Source organism: Streptomyces sp. NBC_01571, assembly GCF_026339875.1.
GTDB lineage: Bacteria > Actinomycetota > Actinomycetes > Streptomycetales > Streptomycetaceae > Streptomyces.
The window spans coordinates 5,097,498-5,112,157 of record NZ_JAPEPZ010000001.1; the positions used below are offsets into that span (position 1 = coordinate 5,097,498).

A 14,660-nucleotide genomic window follows, 5' to 3' on the forward strand; every position below is an offset into this window, starting at 1 on the left:
GATGAGACCGGACGAGCGGGAACGGGAGCGCGCGGGGGGCATCCCCGACGGTCTGCTGGTGGGCGTACTGGCCTTCCTCCTCGGCATGACCCTGCTGGTGTGGTCCGCCACCGGGCTCGCCGGACGGCTGGCCCGGGGAGCCTGGCCGGCGGCGGTCACCGTCGCCCGTACGCCCCTGGCCCTGCGCCATCTGATCGGGCAGCCGCAGGACGTGGCGGGCGCCTGGCCCGACACCCCCGCGGGCCAGTTGCCGGGGTACGGGCTCTTCTGGGGTCTGTTCATCGGGCAGTTGATGGTGCTGGTCGTGCTGACGGTGTTCGTGATGGGCACGGTGGCGCGGTGGCGGGCGGTGCGGGCACGGCGGAAGGCGGGCGCGTACGCGCCGCAGGCCCAGGTCGCCGCTCGTGCACCCGAACCCGCACAGGACCCGGTCCAGGCGTACGCCGAGGTCCCGAAGAGCGCCGAGGAACCCGCGCGTCACGAGGTCCCGGTGCCCCGGCCCGCACCCGAACCGGTCGAACTCCCCACGGAGGCACCGCAGACGACGCCGGCTCCCCTGGCGGCCGGCGGCCCACGGGTGGGCGGCTGGGAAGGGACCCCGGCCGCGGGCACGGTCGTCCTCGGCCCCGCCGAGGCCCGTCACCCCACCGCCACCCAGGCCGTACGGGACGCGGAGGGCCCCGTCCTGGTCGTCACCTCGGACCCGAGGACCTGGTCGGAGACCAAGGACGCCCGGGCCAAGCTCGGCCCGGTCCTCCTCTACGACCCCACCCACCGCTGCGACACCCCGGCCCGTCTGCACTGGTCCCCCGCCGCCGGCTGCGAGGACAAGGCCACCGCGGCGGCCAGAGCCGCGGCGCTGCTGGCCCCCGTGCGCCCCAGCGCCAAGGTCGACCACGCCATGGCCGACGTCGCGGAAACGCTCCTGCGGAGCTATCTGCACGCCGCCGCCGTGGAGGGCAAGGCCTTCCGGCACGTCCACCGCTGGGCCCAGGGATCCCAGGTCCAGGACGCGGTACGGGCCCTGCGTACGAACCCCAAGGCCGCTTCCGGCGCGGCGGGCGAACTCGAGGCCGCGCTCACCTCGCACACCGAACGCCGTGACATAGCGCAGGAGTTGACGGCCCGCGCCCTGTCCTCCCTGTTCACGGTCAACATCCGCGAATCCTGCACGCCGAACCGAAGTGACGCCCTCACTCTGGATTCCTTCGTGAACGAAGGGGGCACGCTTTATGTGGTCGGTGAACCCATCGAGGACCCCAGGGCGAATCCCGGCGCCATGCCGCTCCTGACGGCCCTCGCCTCAAGCGTGGTCGAGCGCGGTCGCCGCATGGCCGAACGGTCATCCACCGGTCGCCTCGACCCACCACTTACGCTCGTCCTGGACGACGTGGCCGCGGTGGCCCCGCTCCCTCAGCTCCCCGACCTGCTGACCGCCGGAGCGGGCCTGGGTCTGCCGACCCTGGTCCTGCTCCGCTCCCGGGAACAGAGCAGATCCCGCTGGCCGCAGTACGACCTCCCGGTCTGACAAGGGGGGTCGGCCGTCCGTCGCGGGCCACCGATGCGTGATCCAGACGACGCCCTCTAAGACCGTGTGATCACGAACTCCAGATCCCGTGCTCCCTTGTCACCCACGGACGGAGTGCTCCCGCCGGTCGGCGCGAACCCCGTCCGCCGGTAGAAGGCCTCGGCGCGCCCGTTCTTCTCGTGCACGAACAGCCGTACGCGCTCCAGGCCGATCTCCCAGGCCCACGCGAGCGCGGCGTCGAACAGCGCGTCCGTCACACCGCTTCCCCGGTGCTCGGGCCGTACGAAGACACCCACCACATGTCCCTGGTCCCGCTCACTCACGTTCCCGAGGATGTCCAGCTCTCCGGCCTTCTCGACCAGCACGACCACGGAGCCGGTCCACACCCCGTCCGGGTCGACGGCGACGAACTGCCGCCGCTCGAGCACGCCTTCGGCGGCCCCCGCCGCCCGTTCCTGCCAGAACGAGTCGGGCCGCGCCACGGACTCCTCGTACGTCTCCACGAAGGCTAGATGCGCGACGGGGTCCCGCAGCGCGAGGAGCCGGAGCTCCTTCACCGAACGCCACTCGTCGGCCCGTATGGAACGGATCTCTTGGTTCATACGGGCCACGGTAATGCCCGGCCATCGTCGCGCTCACCCGGTTTTCCGCCCCCGACGTTCCACCCTGCCGACCCCGGAGATCCACCCTGCCGATGCCCGTGGTCCAGGCCCCCGTCATGCTCTTCCCTGTACGACGTGCTGTGCGACGTCCCCGACGGCGTTGCCACGACACGGAATTGACTCTTACTGTCGCCGGCTTGCCAGGGAGAAAGACGCATGCCCAAGGTCCAACTCGAAGAACTCCGTCACGTCATCCACCCTCCGGGCAAGCTGGAGAGCAGGGCGGAGCACTGGGCCGGCCGCCTCTACATGCGTTCCGTCTCCCTCCGGGTGACACGGCTCGCTCTCGGGACCCGTTTCTCGCCCAACCAGATCACGGCCGTGATGGTGGTCGCGGGCGTGCTCTCCGGAGTCGCGCTGGTCCTGCCGGGTCTGGGCGGTGCCGTGCTCTCCGTCGTCTTCATGCAGCTGTACCTTCTCCTGGACTGCGTGGACGGTGAAGTCGCCCGCTGGCGACGGCAGTACAGCCCGCTCGGCGTCTACCTGGACCGTCTCGGTGCCTATCTCGCGGACGCCGCCGTGATGGTCGGGATGGGCATCCGGGCCTCCGAACTCGGCCTGGACCCCTACCTGGTGGCCGGCCTCGCGGCGGCCATCGGCGTCCTGCTCCTGAAGTCGTCCTCGGACCTCGTGCACGTGGCCCGCTCCGACAGCGGCATGGAGAAGGCGACCGACCAGTCCGTCGTCCCGCGCTCCAGCGGTCTCGCCCGGATACGCCGTCTCGCCTCCGCGGTCGGCCTCCACCGCCTGGTCAACGGCATCGAGTGCACCCTGCTGCTGCTCCTGACAGCGGTCGTCGACCTCGCGCTCGGCGATCTGACGGCGACGCGTGTCGCTACGGTGGGCGTGACCGCCATCGTGTGGCTGCTCGTGCCCGCGCACATCGTCTCGATCGTCGCTTCGTCCCGTCTGAAGTAACGGCGCCCTGGGCAGCCCTCAACGCGTTCAGCCCCCACTCCCGGGGACGGGGGTGGGGGCTGAATGTCTGTACGGGTACAGGGCAGGGCCGACGGCGGGCCGGAAACACGAAAAAGCCCCAACTCGCGGGTTGTATCCCGGAGTTGGGGCTTCTTCTCAAAATTTGTTCGGCGGCGTCCTACTCTCCCACAGGGTCCCCCCTGCAGTACCATCGGCGCTGTAAGGCTTAGCTTCCGGGTTCGGAATGTAACCGGGCGTTTCCCTCACGCTATGACCACCGAAACACTATGAAACTGTCAACCGGAGCCGTGGCAAAGCTACGACGGTTGTTCGTGGTTTCAGAACCAACACAGTGGACGCGAGCAACTGAGGACAAGCCCTCGGCCTATTAGTACCGGTCACCTCCAGCGGTTACCCGCCTTCCAGATCCGGCCTATCAACCCAGTCGTCTACTGGGAGCCTTAACCCCTCAAAGGGGGTGGGAATACTCATCTCGAAGCAGGCTTCCCGCTTAGATGCTTTCAGCGGTTATCCCTCCCGAACGTAGCCAACCAGCCATGCCCTTGGCAGGACAACTGGCACACCAGAGGTTCGTCCGTCCCGGTCCTCTCGTACTAGGGACAGCCCTTCTCAATATTCCTACGCGCACAGCGGATAGGGACCGAACTGTCTCACGACGTTCTAAACCCAGCTCGCGTACCGCTTTAATGGGCGAACAGCCCAACCCTTGGGACCGACTCCAGCCCCAGGATGCGACGAGCCGACATCGAGGTGCCAAACCATCCCGTCGATATGGACTCTTGGGGAAGATCAGCCTGTTATCCCCGGGGTACCTTTTATCCGTTGAGCGACGGCGCTTCCACAAGCCACCGCCGGATCACTAGTCCCGACTTTCGTCCCTGCTCGACCCGTCGGTCTCACAGTCAAGCTCCCTTGTGCACTTACACTCAACACCTGATTACCAACCAGGCTGAGGGAACCTTTGGGCGCCTCCGTTACTCTTTAGGAGGCAACCGCCCCAGTTAAACTACCCATCAGACACTGTCCCTGATCCGGATCACGGACCCAGGTTAGACATCCAGCACGACCAGACTGGTATTTCAACGACGACTCCACCATGGCTGGCGCCATGACTTCAAAGTCTCCCAGCTATCCTACACAAGCCGAACCGAACACCAATATCAAACTGTAGTAAAGGTCCCGGGGTCTTTCCGTCCTGCTGCGCGAAACGAGCATCTTTACTCGTAGTGCAATTTCACCGGGCCTATGGTTGAGACAGTCGAGAAGTCGTTACGCCATTCGTGCAGGTCGGAACTTACCCGACAAGGAATTTCGCTACCTTAGGATGGTTATAGTTACCACCGCCGTTTACTGGCGCTTAAGTTCTCAGCTTCGCCAAACCGAAGTTTGACTAACCGGTCCCCTTAACGTTCCAGCACCGGGCAGGCGTCAGTCCGTATACATCGCCTTACGGCTTCGCACGGACCTGTGTTTTTAGTAAACAGTCGCTTCTCGCTGGTCTCTGCGGCCACCCCCAGCTCACCGAGTAAATCGGATCACCAGTGATGGCCCCCCTTCTCCCGAAGTTACGGGGGCATTTTGCCGAGTTCCTTAACCATAGTTCACCCGAACGCCTCGGTATTCTCTACCTGACCACCTGAGTCGGTTTAGGGTACGGGCCGCCATGAAACTCGCTAGAGGCTTTTCTCGACAGCATAGGATCATCCACTTCACCACAATCGGCTCGGCATCAGGTCTCAGCCTTGATGTGCGACGGATTTACCTATCACACGGCCTACACCCTTACCCCGGGACAACCACCGCCCGGGATGGACTACCTTCCTGCGTCACCCCATCACTCACCTACTACAGGTCTGGACCATCGGCTCCACCACTCCCCTTTGCCCGAAGGCTCCAGGGCGGCTTCACGGACTTAGCATCGCCTGGTTCAATGTTTGACGCTTCACAGCGGGTACCGGAATATCAACCGGTTATCCATCGACTACGCCTGTCGGCCTCGCCTTAGGTCCCGACTTACCCTGGGCAGATCAGCTTGACCCAGGAACCCTTAGTCAATCGGCGCACACGTTTCTCACGTGTGTATCGCTACTCATGCCTGCATTCTCACTCGTGAACCGTCCACCACTGCCTTCCGGCGCGGCTTCACCCGGCACACGACGCTCCCCTACCCATCACAGCAGGCGTTGGCCCTATTGCTGCAATGACACGACTTCGGCGGTACGCTTGAGCCCCGCTACATTGTCGGCGCGGAATCACTAGACCAGTGAGCTATTACGCACTCTTTCAAGGGTGGCTGCTTCTAAGCCAACCTCCTGGTTGTCTGTGCGACTCCACATCCTTTCCCACTTAGCGTACGCTTAGGGGCCTTAGTCGATGCTCTGGGCTGTTTCCCTCTCGACCATGGAGCTTATCCCCCACAGTCTCACTGCCGCGCTCTCACTTACCGGCATTCGGAGTTTGGCTAAGGTCAGTAACCCGGTAGGGCCCATCGCCTATCCAGTGCTCTACCTCCGGCAAGAAACACACGACGCTGCACCTAAATGCATTTCGGGGAGAACCAGCTATCACGGAGTTTGATTGGCCTTTCACCCCTAACCACAGGTCATCCCCCAGGTTTTCAACCCTGGTGGGTTCGGTCCTCCACGACCTCTTACAGCCGCTTCAACCTGCCCATGGCTAGATCACTCCGCTTCGGGTCTTGAGCGCGCTACTAAATCGCCCTATTCGGACTCGCTTTCGCTACGGCTTCCCCACACGGGTTAACCTCGCAACACACCGCAAACTCGCAGGCTCATTCTTCAAAAGGCACGCAGTCACGAGATATGTGCAAGCACATATCCGACGCTCCCACGGCTTGTAGGCACACGGTTTCAGGTACTATTTCACTCCGCTCCCGCGGTACTTTTCACCATTCCCTCACGGTACTATCCGCTATCGGTCACCAGGGAATATTTAGGCTTAGCGGGTGGTCCCGCCAGATTCACACGGGATTTCTCGGGCCCCGTGCTACTTGGGTGTTTCTCAAACGAGCCGTTGACGTTTCGACTACGGGGGTCTTACCCTCTACGCCGGACCTTTCGCATGTCCTTCGCCTACATCAACGGTTTCTGACTCGTCTCACGGCCGGCAGACCGTGAAAGAGAAATCCCACAACCCCACATACGCAACCCCTGCCGGGTCTCACACGCATATGGTTTGGCCTCATCCAGTTTCGCTCGCCACTACTCCCGGAATCACGGTTGTTTTCTCTTCCTGCGGGTACTGAGATGTTTCACTTCCCCGCGTTCCCTCCACTTACCCTATGTGTTCAGGCAAGGGTGACAGCCCATGACGACTGCCGGGTTTCCCCATTCGGAAACCCCCGGATCAAAGCCTGGTTGACGACTCCCCGGGGACTATCGTGGCCTCCCACGTCCTTCATCGGTTCCTAGTGCCAAGGCATCCACCGTGCGCCCTTAAAAACTTGGCCACAGATGCTCGCGTCCACTGTGCAGTTCTCAAACAACGACCAACCACCCATCACCCCCGGCTAACACCGGAGTTCACTGGGGCCGGCACTGAAGGCAGCCAACAATCGGCCGTACCTTCAGACACCCAACAGCGTGCCCGACCAGATCCCGTCCGGAGATCATGCTTTCCACGCTCCTCTCAGAGCAGTACTCGCAAGCCTCCGACCCGTGAAACCGGCCGAATAATCAACGTTCCACCCATGAGCAACCACCGTCGAACGTGTGCCGACGTAATGGCCCTGGACCACCAGGCAAGCCTGGCAGCCTAGATGCTCCTTAGAAAGGAGGTGATCCAGCCGCACCTTCCGGTACGGCTACCTTGTTACGACTTCGTCCCAATCGCCAGTCCCACCTTCGACAGCTCCCTCCCACAAGGGGTTGGGCCACCGGCTTCGGGTGTTACCGACTTTCGTGACGTGACGGGCGGTGTGTACAAGGCCCGGGAACGTATTCACCGCAGCAATGCTGATCTGCGATTACTAGCAACTCCGACTTCATGGGGTCGAGTTGCAGACCCCAATCCGAACTGAGACAGGCTTTTTGAGATTCGCTCCGCCTCACGGCTTCGCAGCTCATTGTACCTGCCATTGTAGCACGTGTGCAGCCCAAGACATAAGGGGCATGATGACTTGACGTCGTCCCCACCTTCCTCCGAGTTGACCCCGGCAGTCTCCTGTGAGTCCCCATCACCCCGAAGGGCATGCTGGCAACACAGAACAAGGGTTGCGCTCGTTGCGGGACTTAACCCAACATCTCACGACACGAGCTGACGACAGCCATGCACCACCTGTACACCGACCACAAGGGGGGCACTATCTCTAATGCTTTCCGGTGTATGTCAAGCCTTGGTAAGGTTCTTCGCGTTGCGTCGAATTAAGCCACATGCTCCGCTGCTTGTGCGGGCCCCCGTCAATTCCTTTGAGTTTTAGCCTTGCGGCCGTACTCCCCAGGCGGGGAACTTAATGCGTTAGCTGCGGCACCGACGACGTGGAATGTCGCCAACACCTAGTTCCCACCGTTTACGGCGTGGACTACCAGGGTATCTAATCCTGTTCGCTCCCCACGCTTTCGCTCCTCAGCGTCAGTAATGGCCCAGAGATCCGCCTTCGCCACCGGTGTTCCTCCTGATATCTGCGCATTTCACCGCTACACCAGGAATTCCGATCTCCCCTACCACACTCTAGCTAGCCCGTATCGAATGCAGACCCGGGGTTAAGCCCCGGGCTTTCACACCCGACGTGACAAGCCGCCTACGAGCTCTTTACGCCCAATAATTCCGGACAACGCTTGCGCCCTACGTATTACCGCGGCTGCTGGCACGTAGTTAGCCGGCGCTTCTTCTGCAGGTACCGTCACTTTCGCTTCTTCCCTGCTGAAAGAGGTTTACAACCCGAAGGCCGTCATCCCTCACGCGGCGTCGCTGCATCAGGCTTTCGCCCATTGTGCAATATTCCCCACTGCTGCCTCCCGTAGGAGTCTGGGCCGTGTCTCAGTCCCAGTGTGGCCGGTCGCCCTCTCAGGCCGGCTACCCGTCGTCGCCTTGGTGAGCCACTACCTCACCAACAAGCTGATAGGCCGCGGGCTCATCCTTCACCGCCGGAGCTTTCAACCCACCCAGATGCCCAGGCAGGTATTATCCGGTATTAGACCCCGTTTCCAGGGCTTGTCCCAGAGTGAAGGGCAGATTGCCCACGTGTTACTCACCCGTTCGCCACTAATCCACCCCGAAGGGCTTCATCGTTCGACTTGCATGTGTTAAGCACGCCGCCAGCGTTCGTCCTGAGCCAGGATCAAACTCTCCGTGAATGTTTTCCCGTAATCGGGACGACACCACGAGAGCGGAACCAGGAAGAGGAATAATCCTCCCGGTTCACAGCGTCCTCGCTGTGCGCCTACCCCGAAGGGGCAGGACTTTTTCAAAGGAACCTCGTCCCAGCCGATCGGCCGGAGACGGGGTATCAACATATCTGGCGTTGATTTTTGGCACGCTGTTGAGTTCTCAAGGAACGGACGCTTCCTTTGTACTCACCCTCTCGGGTTTTCCTCCGGGCGCTTCCCTTCGGTCTTGCGTTTCCGACTCTATCAGACCGTTTCCGTATCCGATTTCCTCGGTGCTTTCCAGGTTTCCGCTTTCGCGTTTCCCTTTCCGGCGGTTCCGACTCTATCAGATCCTTTCGGGCCTGATTCCCAGTCAGTGGGGCTTGTCTTCCCGGCTGTTGGGCCGTTCCGACGTCCCGAACTTTAGCGGATCCTCCCGGCAGGTCCTAATCGGACCGCCGAGCCCATTCGAATTGAATTCGGGCACACCGAATTCGCCCCGGCTGGGAGATCGTGCTGGTGGTTTGGGTGCCGCATCCGCGGCGGAGGTGCTACCGGGAAACCGTTACGGCTCCGTGGCAACTCGAAGAACTTTACGGAGCCAGGAGGGGTATGTCAACCGCCTCTGTCAAGATCTTTAATCGAGGTCGGTGAGTCGTCCGCCGGCGTCCGGCTGGGCGTGCTCCACGCGGCGGAGGAGCCGGGTCAGGACCTCGCCCAGGACACCGCGCTCCTCGGCGGAGAGGTCCTGGAGAAGGTCCTCCTCGAAGACCGTGGCCAGGCGCATGGCCTCCAGCCACTTCTCACGCCCCTCGGCCGTCAGCTCCACGATGACCCGTACCCGGTTCGACTCGTCCCGCTCCCTGGTGACGAGCCCCTCCGCGACCAGGCGGTCGATCCGGTGGGTCATCGCGGCCGGGGTCAGCCCCAGCCGCTTCGCCAGGTCGCTCGGACCCATGCGATAGGGGGCGCCCGAGAGTACGAGGGCCTTGAGGACCTCCCACTCTGCGTTGCTGATGCCGAGGTTGGCGGTCTGACGGCCGTAGGCGACGTGCATCCGGCGGTTGAGACGGCCGAGCGCCGAGACGATCTTCTCGACCTGGGGGTCGAGGTCCTGGAACTCGCGCTGATAGGCGGCGATCTGCTCTTCGAGGGTCGGCTCGCCGCTGACGCCGGGGGTGTCGGCCATGGCCGAAGTATCGCATGACTCGCTTGGCGTTGAAGTCCTTCGAGGTGTAGAGTTCAACTTCTAACTTTAGCTTCGAAGTCTTCAGGCTTGCACCCTTCCGGGAGCAGGCCTGTGCTTCGCGACCAAGGCAGGTGAAAGTGACCAGGGCGATGGGCGCAGCGATGCGCCGGATCCACGTAGGCAACGCACTCGGAGCGTTCGGGCTCGGCTTTACCGTCCCCTTCCTCTATGTCTACGTGGCGCAGGTGCGGGGACTCGGCTCCATGACGGCGGGCGTCGTGCTCGCCGTCTTCGCCGTGGCCGCGCTCGTGGTGTTGCCGTTCGCCGGGCGCGCCATCGTCCGGCGCGGTCCGCTGCCGGTCCTGCTCACCGCCCTGGCCACCGCCGCCCTGGGAGCGCTGAGTCTGGGGCTCGCGAGCAGTGCCACGACCGTGGTGCTGTCCGCGGCCGCGCTCGGTGCCGGGCAGGCCGTGATGCAGCCGGCGCTGGCGACGATGATCGTGGACTGTTCCACCGCGGACACCCGTTCGCGTGCCTTCGCCACTCAGTTCTTCCTGCAGAACCTCGGGCTCGGGGTCGGTGGTCTGATCGGCGGCCACATCGTCGACACGACCCGGGCGGGTTCGTTCACGCTGCTGTTCGGGATCGAGGCGGCGATGTTCCTGGTGCTCGTCGTGATCATGGCGACGGTGCGGATGCCGCGCGCGCCGCGGATCCGGGACGAGGCACCGCAGGCCAGGGGCGGCAGCTGGAAGCAGCTGCTCGGCAACCGGGCCATGGTGCAGCTGTCCGTGCTGGGCTTCGTGCTGTTCTTCGCCTGCTACGGGCAGTTCGAGTCGGGGCTTTCCGCGTACGGCGTCGAGGCGGCCGGGATCTCCACCTCCGCGCTCGGTACGGCGATGGCGGCGAACACGGCGATGATCGTGGTCGCGCAGTTCGCCGTGCTGAAGCTCGTGGAGCGCCGGAAGCGGTCCCGGGTGATCGCCGCGGTGGGGCTCATCTGGGCCGTCGCCTGGGTCGCGGCCGGGTACGCGGGCCTCGGGCACGGCAGCCGGACCATGGCGACGGCCGCGTTCGTCTCGACGTACGCGCTCTTCGGGCTCGGCGAGGCGATGCTGTCGCCGACCGTCGCGCCGCTGGTCGCCGATCTGGCTCCGGCGGGCCTCGCGGGGCAGTACAACTCCGCCTTCGCCCTGGTGAAGCAGCTCGCGCTGGCCATCGGTCCGGCGGTGGGCGGTCCGATGGGGGCCTCGCTGCACGGACCGTACGTCGTGACGTTCCTGCTGTTCTCGCTGGGCATCACGGTCCTGGCGGTGCGGCTCGGGCGGCAGCTCACTCCGGTGCAGAACCAGCCGTGGCTGGCGAAGAGCCGGGTGGTCGCTCGGGGCGGGGCGCCGGCGGAGCCGGTGGCCGCGAGCGCCTGACGAACGACGCGGAGCCGGGCCGTCACCACGTCCTGTGGTGACGGCCCGGCTGTCCGCATTCCGTGGGGGCTTCCGCGGGGAGTTCCGGTTCAGTGGGCGGTGCGGGGAAGAGCGAACTCGCACCACACGGCTTTTCCGCCACCGGGGGTGCGTCTGGAGCCCCAGCCGGAGGCGATCGTGGCGACGATCGCGATGCCCCGGCCGGCCTCGTCGGCGGGTTCGGCGCGGCGGCGGCGCGGGAGGTGGTCGTCGCCGTCGGTGACCTCGATGATCAGGCGGCGGTCGGTGCGGCGCAGCCGCAGCCGCATCGGCGGGGTGCCGTGCTGCAGGGAGTTGGCGACGAGTTCGCTGGTGGCGAGGACGCCCAGGTCGTGCAGGTCCGGGGGGAAGCGCCAGCTCGTCAGGACGCCGGAGGCGAAGGCCCGCGCGCGGGGGGCGGCTTCCACCCCGCCCAGCAGTTCCAGCGCGGCGTTGCGGAAGAGCTCGCCGTCGGGGCCCGTGCGGGCCGGGTGCTGGAGGACCAGGACGGCCACGTCGTCGTCGTGGTCGGCGGTGACGCCCGCCGAGCGGACGAGACGGTCGCAGACGACCTGGGGTGTGCCGGTGGCGCCGGCGAGGGCGCGCTCCAGGGCGGCGATGCCCTCGTCGAGGTCCTCGTCGCGGCGCTCCACCAGACCGTCGGTGTAGAGGACGGCCGTCGAGCCGGGGCCCAGGGGGACCGAGCCCGACGTGTGCATCCAGCCTCCGGTGCCGAGGGGCGGGCCGGTGGGTTCGTCGGCCCGCAGCACGGTGCCGTTCTCGTCGCGCACGAGGATCGGGAGGTGGCCCGCGGACGCGTACACGAGCCGGCCCTCGTTGGGGTCGTGGACGGCGTACGCGCAGGTGGCGATCTGGTTGGCGTCGATCTCGGTGGCCAGGCCGTCGAGGAGCTGGAGCACCTCGTGCGGGGGCAGGTCGAGGCGGGCGTACGCGCGTACGGCGGTGCGCAGCTGGCCCATGACGGCCGCGGCGAGCACCCCTCGTCCCATCACGTCGCCGATGACCAGGGCCGTGCGGCCGCCGCCGAGGGTGATCACGTCGTACCAGTCGCCGCCGACCGCGGCCTCGGTGCCGCCGGGCTGGTAGGTGGCGGCGACACGCAGGTCGTCGGGCTCCTCCAGCTCCTGGGGGAGCAGGGAGCGCTGGAGGGTGACGGCGGTCTCGCGCTGGCGGCGCTCGCTGGCGCGCAGCCGCTCGGCGGCCTCGGCGTGGTCGGTGACGTCGGTGGCGAAGATCAGCACACCGCCGTCGGGGCCGTCCGGGGTGGCGTCGACAGGTGTGCAGGTGAAGGTGTACGAGCGGCCGCCGGGCGCCTTGCGGGACTTGACCGTCCGCGGCTTGCCGCTGCGCAGGACCTGGTCGAGGAGCGGGAGCAGGCCGGTCTCGGCGAGCTCGGGGAGCGCCTCGCCCGCGGGCTCGCCGACGGGACGGGCGCCGAAGGCGGCCGCGTAGGCGTCGTTGACGTAGGCGAGGCGGTGCTGGGGGCCGTGCACGAGGGCGACCAGGGCCGGGACGCGGTCGAGGACCTCTCGCACGGGAAGGTCGTCGACGGCGGGGACGGGCTGCCGGTCGTCGGTCAGCCGCTCGGCGCGGGCCGCGGGCACGGCCCCTTCACCTCGCCGGTCCGGGGAGGCCATGTGCTCGGTCCGCGCTGCGGCGCGGCGCTGCGTTCCGGGGAGCCGGGCGCTCCAGCGCGTGAAATTCACCGAATCCTTGCCTCGTGATCCTTGCCTGGTGATGGTCGTCTCCGGTCGGCTCCGGATCCGGTCGGGGTCGGCCCGCGGCGCGGTCGCCGAGGGCTCTGCGTCCCCTGGGGGTGCGGCGCTTGGGAAGAAGCCTCGTGGGTGCGGAGAGCGGGCGGTCGGCCCGCCCAGGGTCGTGGACCAGTCTGGCCGACCGGACCGACATCCGTCAGACGCCTGCCTGATCGGTGGAGTTCCTGGGTCCGGTCAGGACGACCCCTTCGGGTCGAGCTTCGGGTCGAGTGGATGTTTTCCACCGGCCGCGAGTTCGAACTCCGCTCGGGGGTGTTCGAGGGATCCGAGCGACACGATCTCCCTCTTGAAGAGTCCCGCCAAGGTCCATTCGGCGAGTACGCGGGCCTTGCGGTTGAAGGTCGGGACCCTGCTGAGGTGGTAGACGCGGTGCATGAACCAGGCAGGATAGCCCTTCAGCTTGCGGCCGTAGACGTGTGCGACTCCCTTGTGGAGTCCCAGGGACGCGACCGAGCCGACGTATTTGTGGGAGTACGTCTCGAGCGGTTCGCCGCGCAGGGAGTGCGCGATGTTGTCCCCGAGGACGCCGGCCTGGCGCACCGCGTGCTGGGCGTTGGGCGCGGTCTCCTTGCCGGTCTCCGCGGCGGTGACGTCGGGGACGGCGGCGGCGTCTCCCGCGGCCCACGCGTGCGGGGTGCCGTCGACGGAGAGCCTGGGGGTGCACTTGAGGCGGCCGCGTTCGTTCAGCGGCAGGTCCGAGGCGGCGAGCACCGGGTGCGGCTTGACTCCGGCGGTCCACACGACCGTACGGGTGGGGAAGCGGGCGCCGTCACTGAGGACGGCGATCCGGTCCGCGCAGGAGTCGAGGCGGGTCTTGAGGCGTACGTCGATGTTGCGGCGGCGCAGTTGGGTGATCGTGTACGTGCCCATCTCCTCGCCGACCTCGGGGAGGATGCGGTCGGAGGCCTCGACGAGGATCCACTTCATGTCCGCGGGCTCGATGTTGTGGTAGTAACGCGCGGTGTAGCGGGCCATGTCCTCCAGTTCACCGAGGGCCTCGACGCCCGCGTACCCGCCTCCTACGAAGACGAAGGTCAGGGCCGCGTCGCGGATCGCGGGGTCGCGGGTGGAGGAGGCGATGTCCATCTGCTCGATGACGTGGTTGCGCAGGCCGATGGCCTCCTCGACGGTCTTGAAGCCGATGGCGAAGTCGGCGAGACCGGGGATCGGGAGGGCGCGCGAGATCGAGCCGGGGGCGAGGACGAGTTCGTCGTAGGTGAGTTGTTCCGTGCCCGCTCCTTCCTCGGTGGCGAGCGTGCTGAGTGTCGCGGTGCGCCGGGCGTGGTCGATGGAGCGGACTTCGCCGATCACGATCCGGCACCGGTCGAGGACCCGGCGCAGCGGGACGACCACATGGCGCGGGGAGATCGAGCCGGCGGCCGCTTCGGGAAGGAACGGCTGATACGTCATGTAGGGGTCGGGCGAGACGACGACGAGCTCGACCTCACCCCGTTTAAGTTCCGGCTTCAACTTTCGCTGGAGACGGAGGGCGGTGTACATCCCGACGTAGCCGCCGCCGACGATGAGAATGCGCACAGGTTCCTTCACCATCCCATGACGCACCCAGCTCTGGAGTTTGTCCACAGCCTCGACAATTTGTGTGACCGGCTGCCGTGAACGCGGAGGGTTGGCCGATTTGCCGGAGTACGAGGGAAATTCGCAGGTCAGCGCGAGTGGGCGGGGGGTGCGGAGGGGGCGCAACCGGGAGGTATCCGACCCGTACTCCGATCGGGGGGCGCTCTGTGCGGAACCTGCCCCTTCTGAATTGACCCCCACT

Annotated in this window: 7 protein-coding genes and 3 rRNA genes; 3 read left to right on the forward strand and 7 right to left on the reverse strand. The window is 65.7% G+C overall.

Annotated elements, in window-relative coordinates:
• Window position 1: 1 nt before the first annotated feature.
• Complete coding sequence (locus tag OHB41_RS22950; RefSeq protein WP_266700107.1) at window positions 2-1,528, forward strand: type VI secretion protein; 1,527 nt, start codon at window positions 2-4, stop codon at window positions 1,526-1,528.
• A gap of 56 nt (window positions 1,529-1,584) precedes the next feature.
• Here OHB41_RS22950 and OHB41_RS22955 read toward each other — a convergent pair whose 3' ends face one another.
• Window positions 1,585-2,130 (reverse strand): GNAT family N-acetyltransferase, encoded by a 546-nt coding sequence (locus OHB41_RS22955; RefSeq protein WP_266700108.1) that lies wholly within the window; start codon window positions 2,128-2,130, stop codon window positions 1,585-1,587.
• A 216-nt stretch (window positions 2,131-2,346) separates the two neighbouring features.
• On the opposite strand from OHB41_RS22955, the gene OHB41_RS22960 reads away from it, so the two are divergent.
• The gene (locus tag OHB41_RS22960) at window positions 2,347-3,108 is read left to right on the forward strand and encodes a CDP-alcohol phosphatidyltransferase family protein (RefSeq protein ID WP_266700109.1); all 762 of its coding nucleotides are present in this window, start codon (window positions 2,347-2,349) and stop codon (window positions 3,106-3,108) included.
• Between the two features lie 165 nt (window positions 3,109-3,273).
• Here the strand turns inward: OHB41_RS22960 and rrf are convergent.
• From rrf to OHB41_RS22980, 4 genes are all read right to left on the reverse strand, one after another.
• Window positions 3,274-3,390, reverse strand: a 5S ribosomal RNA gene (gene rrf, locus OHB41_RS22965).
• A gap of 86 nt (window positions 3,391-3,476) precedes the next feature.
• A 23S ribosomal RNA gene (locus OHB41_RS22970) occupies window positions 3,477-6,598 on the reverse strand.
• A gap of 320 nt (window positions 6,599-6,918) precedes the next feature.
• Window positions 6,919-8,444: ribosomal RNA gene (locus OHB41_RS22975) — 16S ribosomal RNA — on the reverse strand.
• The 16S, 23S and 5S rRNA genes sit together here, the layout of an rRNA operon.
• A gap of 649 nt (window positions 8,445-9,093) precedes the next feature.
• Window positions 9,094-9,645 carry a MarR family winged helix-turn-helix transcriptional regulator gene (locus tag OHB41_RS22980; RefSeq protein WP_266700110.1) on the reverse strand — a complete coding sequence of 184 codons (552 nt, stop codon included), beginning with the start codon at window positions 9,643-9,645 and terminating at the stop codon, window positions 9,094-9,096.
• A gap of 149 nt (window positions 9,646-9,794) precedes the next feature.
• On the opposite strand from OHB41_RS22980, the gene OHB41_RS22985 reads away from it, so the two are divergent.
• Window positions 9,795-11,069, forward strand: coding sequence for an MFS transporter (locus tag OHB41_RS22985; protein ID WP_266700111.1), 1,275 nt, complete (start codon window positions 9,795-9,797; stop codon window positions 11,067-11,069).
• An 89-nt stretch (window positions 11,070-11,158) separates the two neighbouring features.
• On the opposite strand, the gene OHB41_RS22990 is transcribed toward OHB41_RS22985, so the two are convergent.
• Together OHB41_RS22990 and OHB41_RS22995 are read right to left on the reverse strand one after the other, a co-directional pair.
• Entirely contained in the window at window positions 11,159-12,814 is a 1,656-nt protein-coding gene (locus OHB41_RS22990; protein WP_266700112.1) for an ATP-binding SpoIIE family protein phosphatase, read from the reverse strand.
• Between the two features lie 243 nt (window positions 12,815-13,057).
• The gene (locus OHB41_RS22995) at window positions 13,058-14,434 is read right to left on the reverse strand and encodes an NAD(P)/FAD-dependent oxidoreductase (protein WP_266700113.1); all 1,377 of its coding nucleotides are present in this window, start codon (window positions 14,432-14,434) and stop codon (window positions 13,058-13,060) included.
• Window positions 14,435-14,660: the final 226 nt, after the last annotated feature.

Excerpts from the sequence above, each read along its gene's own strand:
- OHB41_RS22950 (WP_266700107.1), top strand. The coding sequence starts at position 2 with ATGAGACCGGACGAGCGGGAACGGGAGCGCGCGGGGGGCATCCCCGAC.
- OHB41_RS22955 (WP_266700108.1), bottom strand. The coding sequence starts at position 2,130 with ATGAACCAAGAGATCCGTTCCATACGGGCCGACGAGTGGCGTTCGGTG.
- OHB41_RS22960 (WP_266700109.1), top strand. The coding sequence starts at position 2,347 with ATGCCCAAGGTCCAACTCGAAGAACTCCGTCACGTCATCCACCCTCCG.
- OHB41_RS22980 (WP_266700110.1), bottom strand. The coding sequence starts at position 9,645 with ATGGCCGACACCCCCGGCGTCAGCGGCGAGCCGACCCTCGAAGAGCAG.
- OHB41_RS22985 (WP_266700111.1), top strand. The coding sequence starts at position 9,795 with ATGGGCGCAGCGATGCGCCGGATCCACGTAGGCAACGCACTCGGAGCG.
- OHB41_RS22995 (WP_266700113.1), bottom strand. The coding sequence starts at position 14,434 with ATGGTGAAGGAACCTGTGCGCATTCTCATCGTCGGCGGCGGCTACGTC.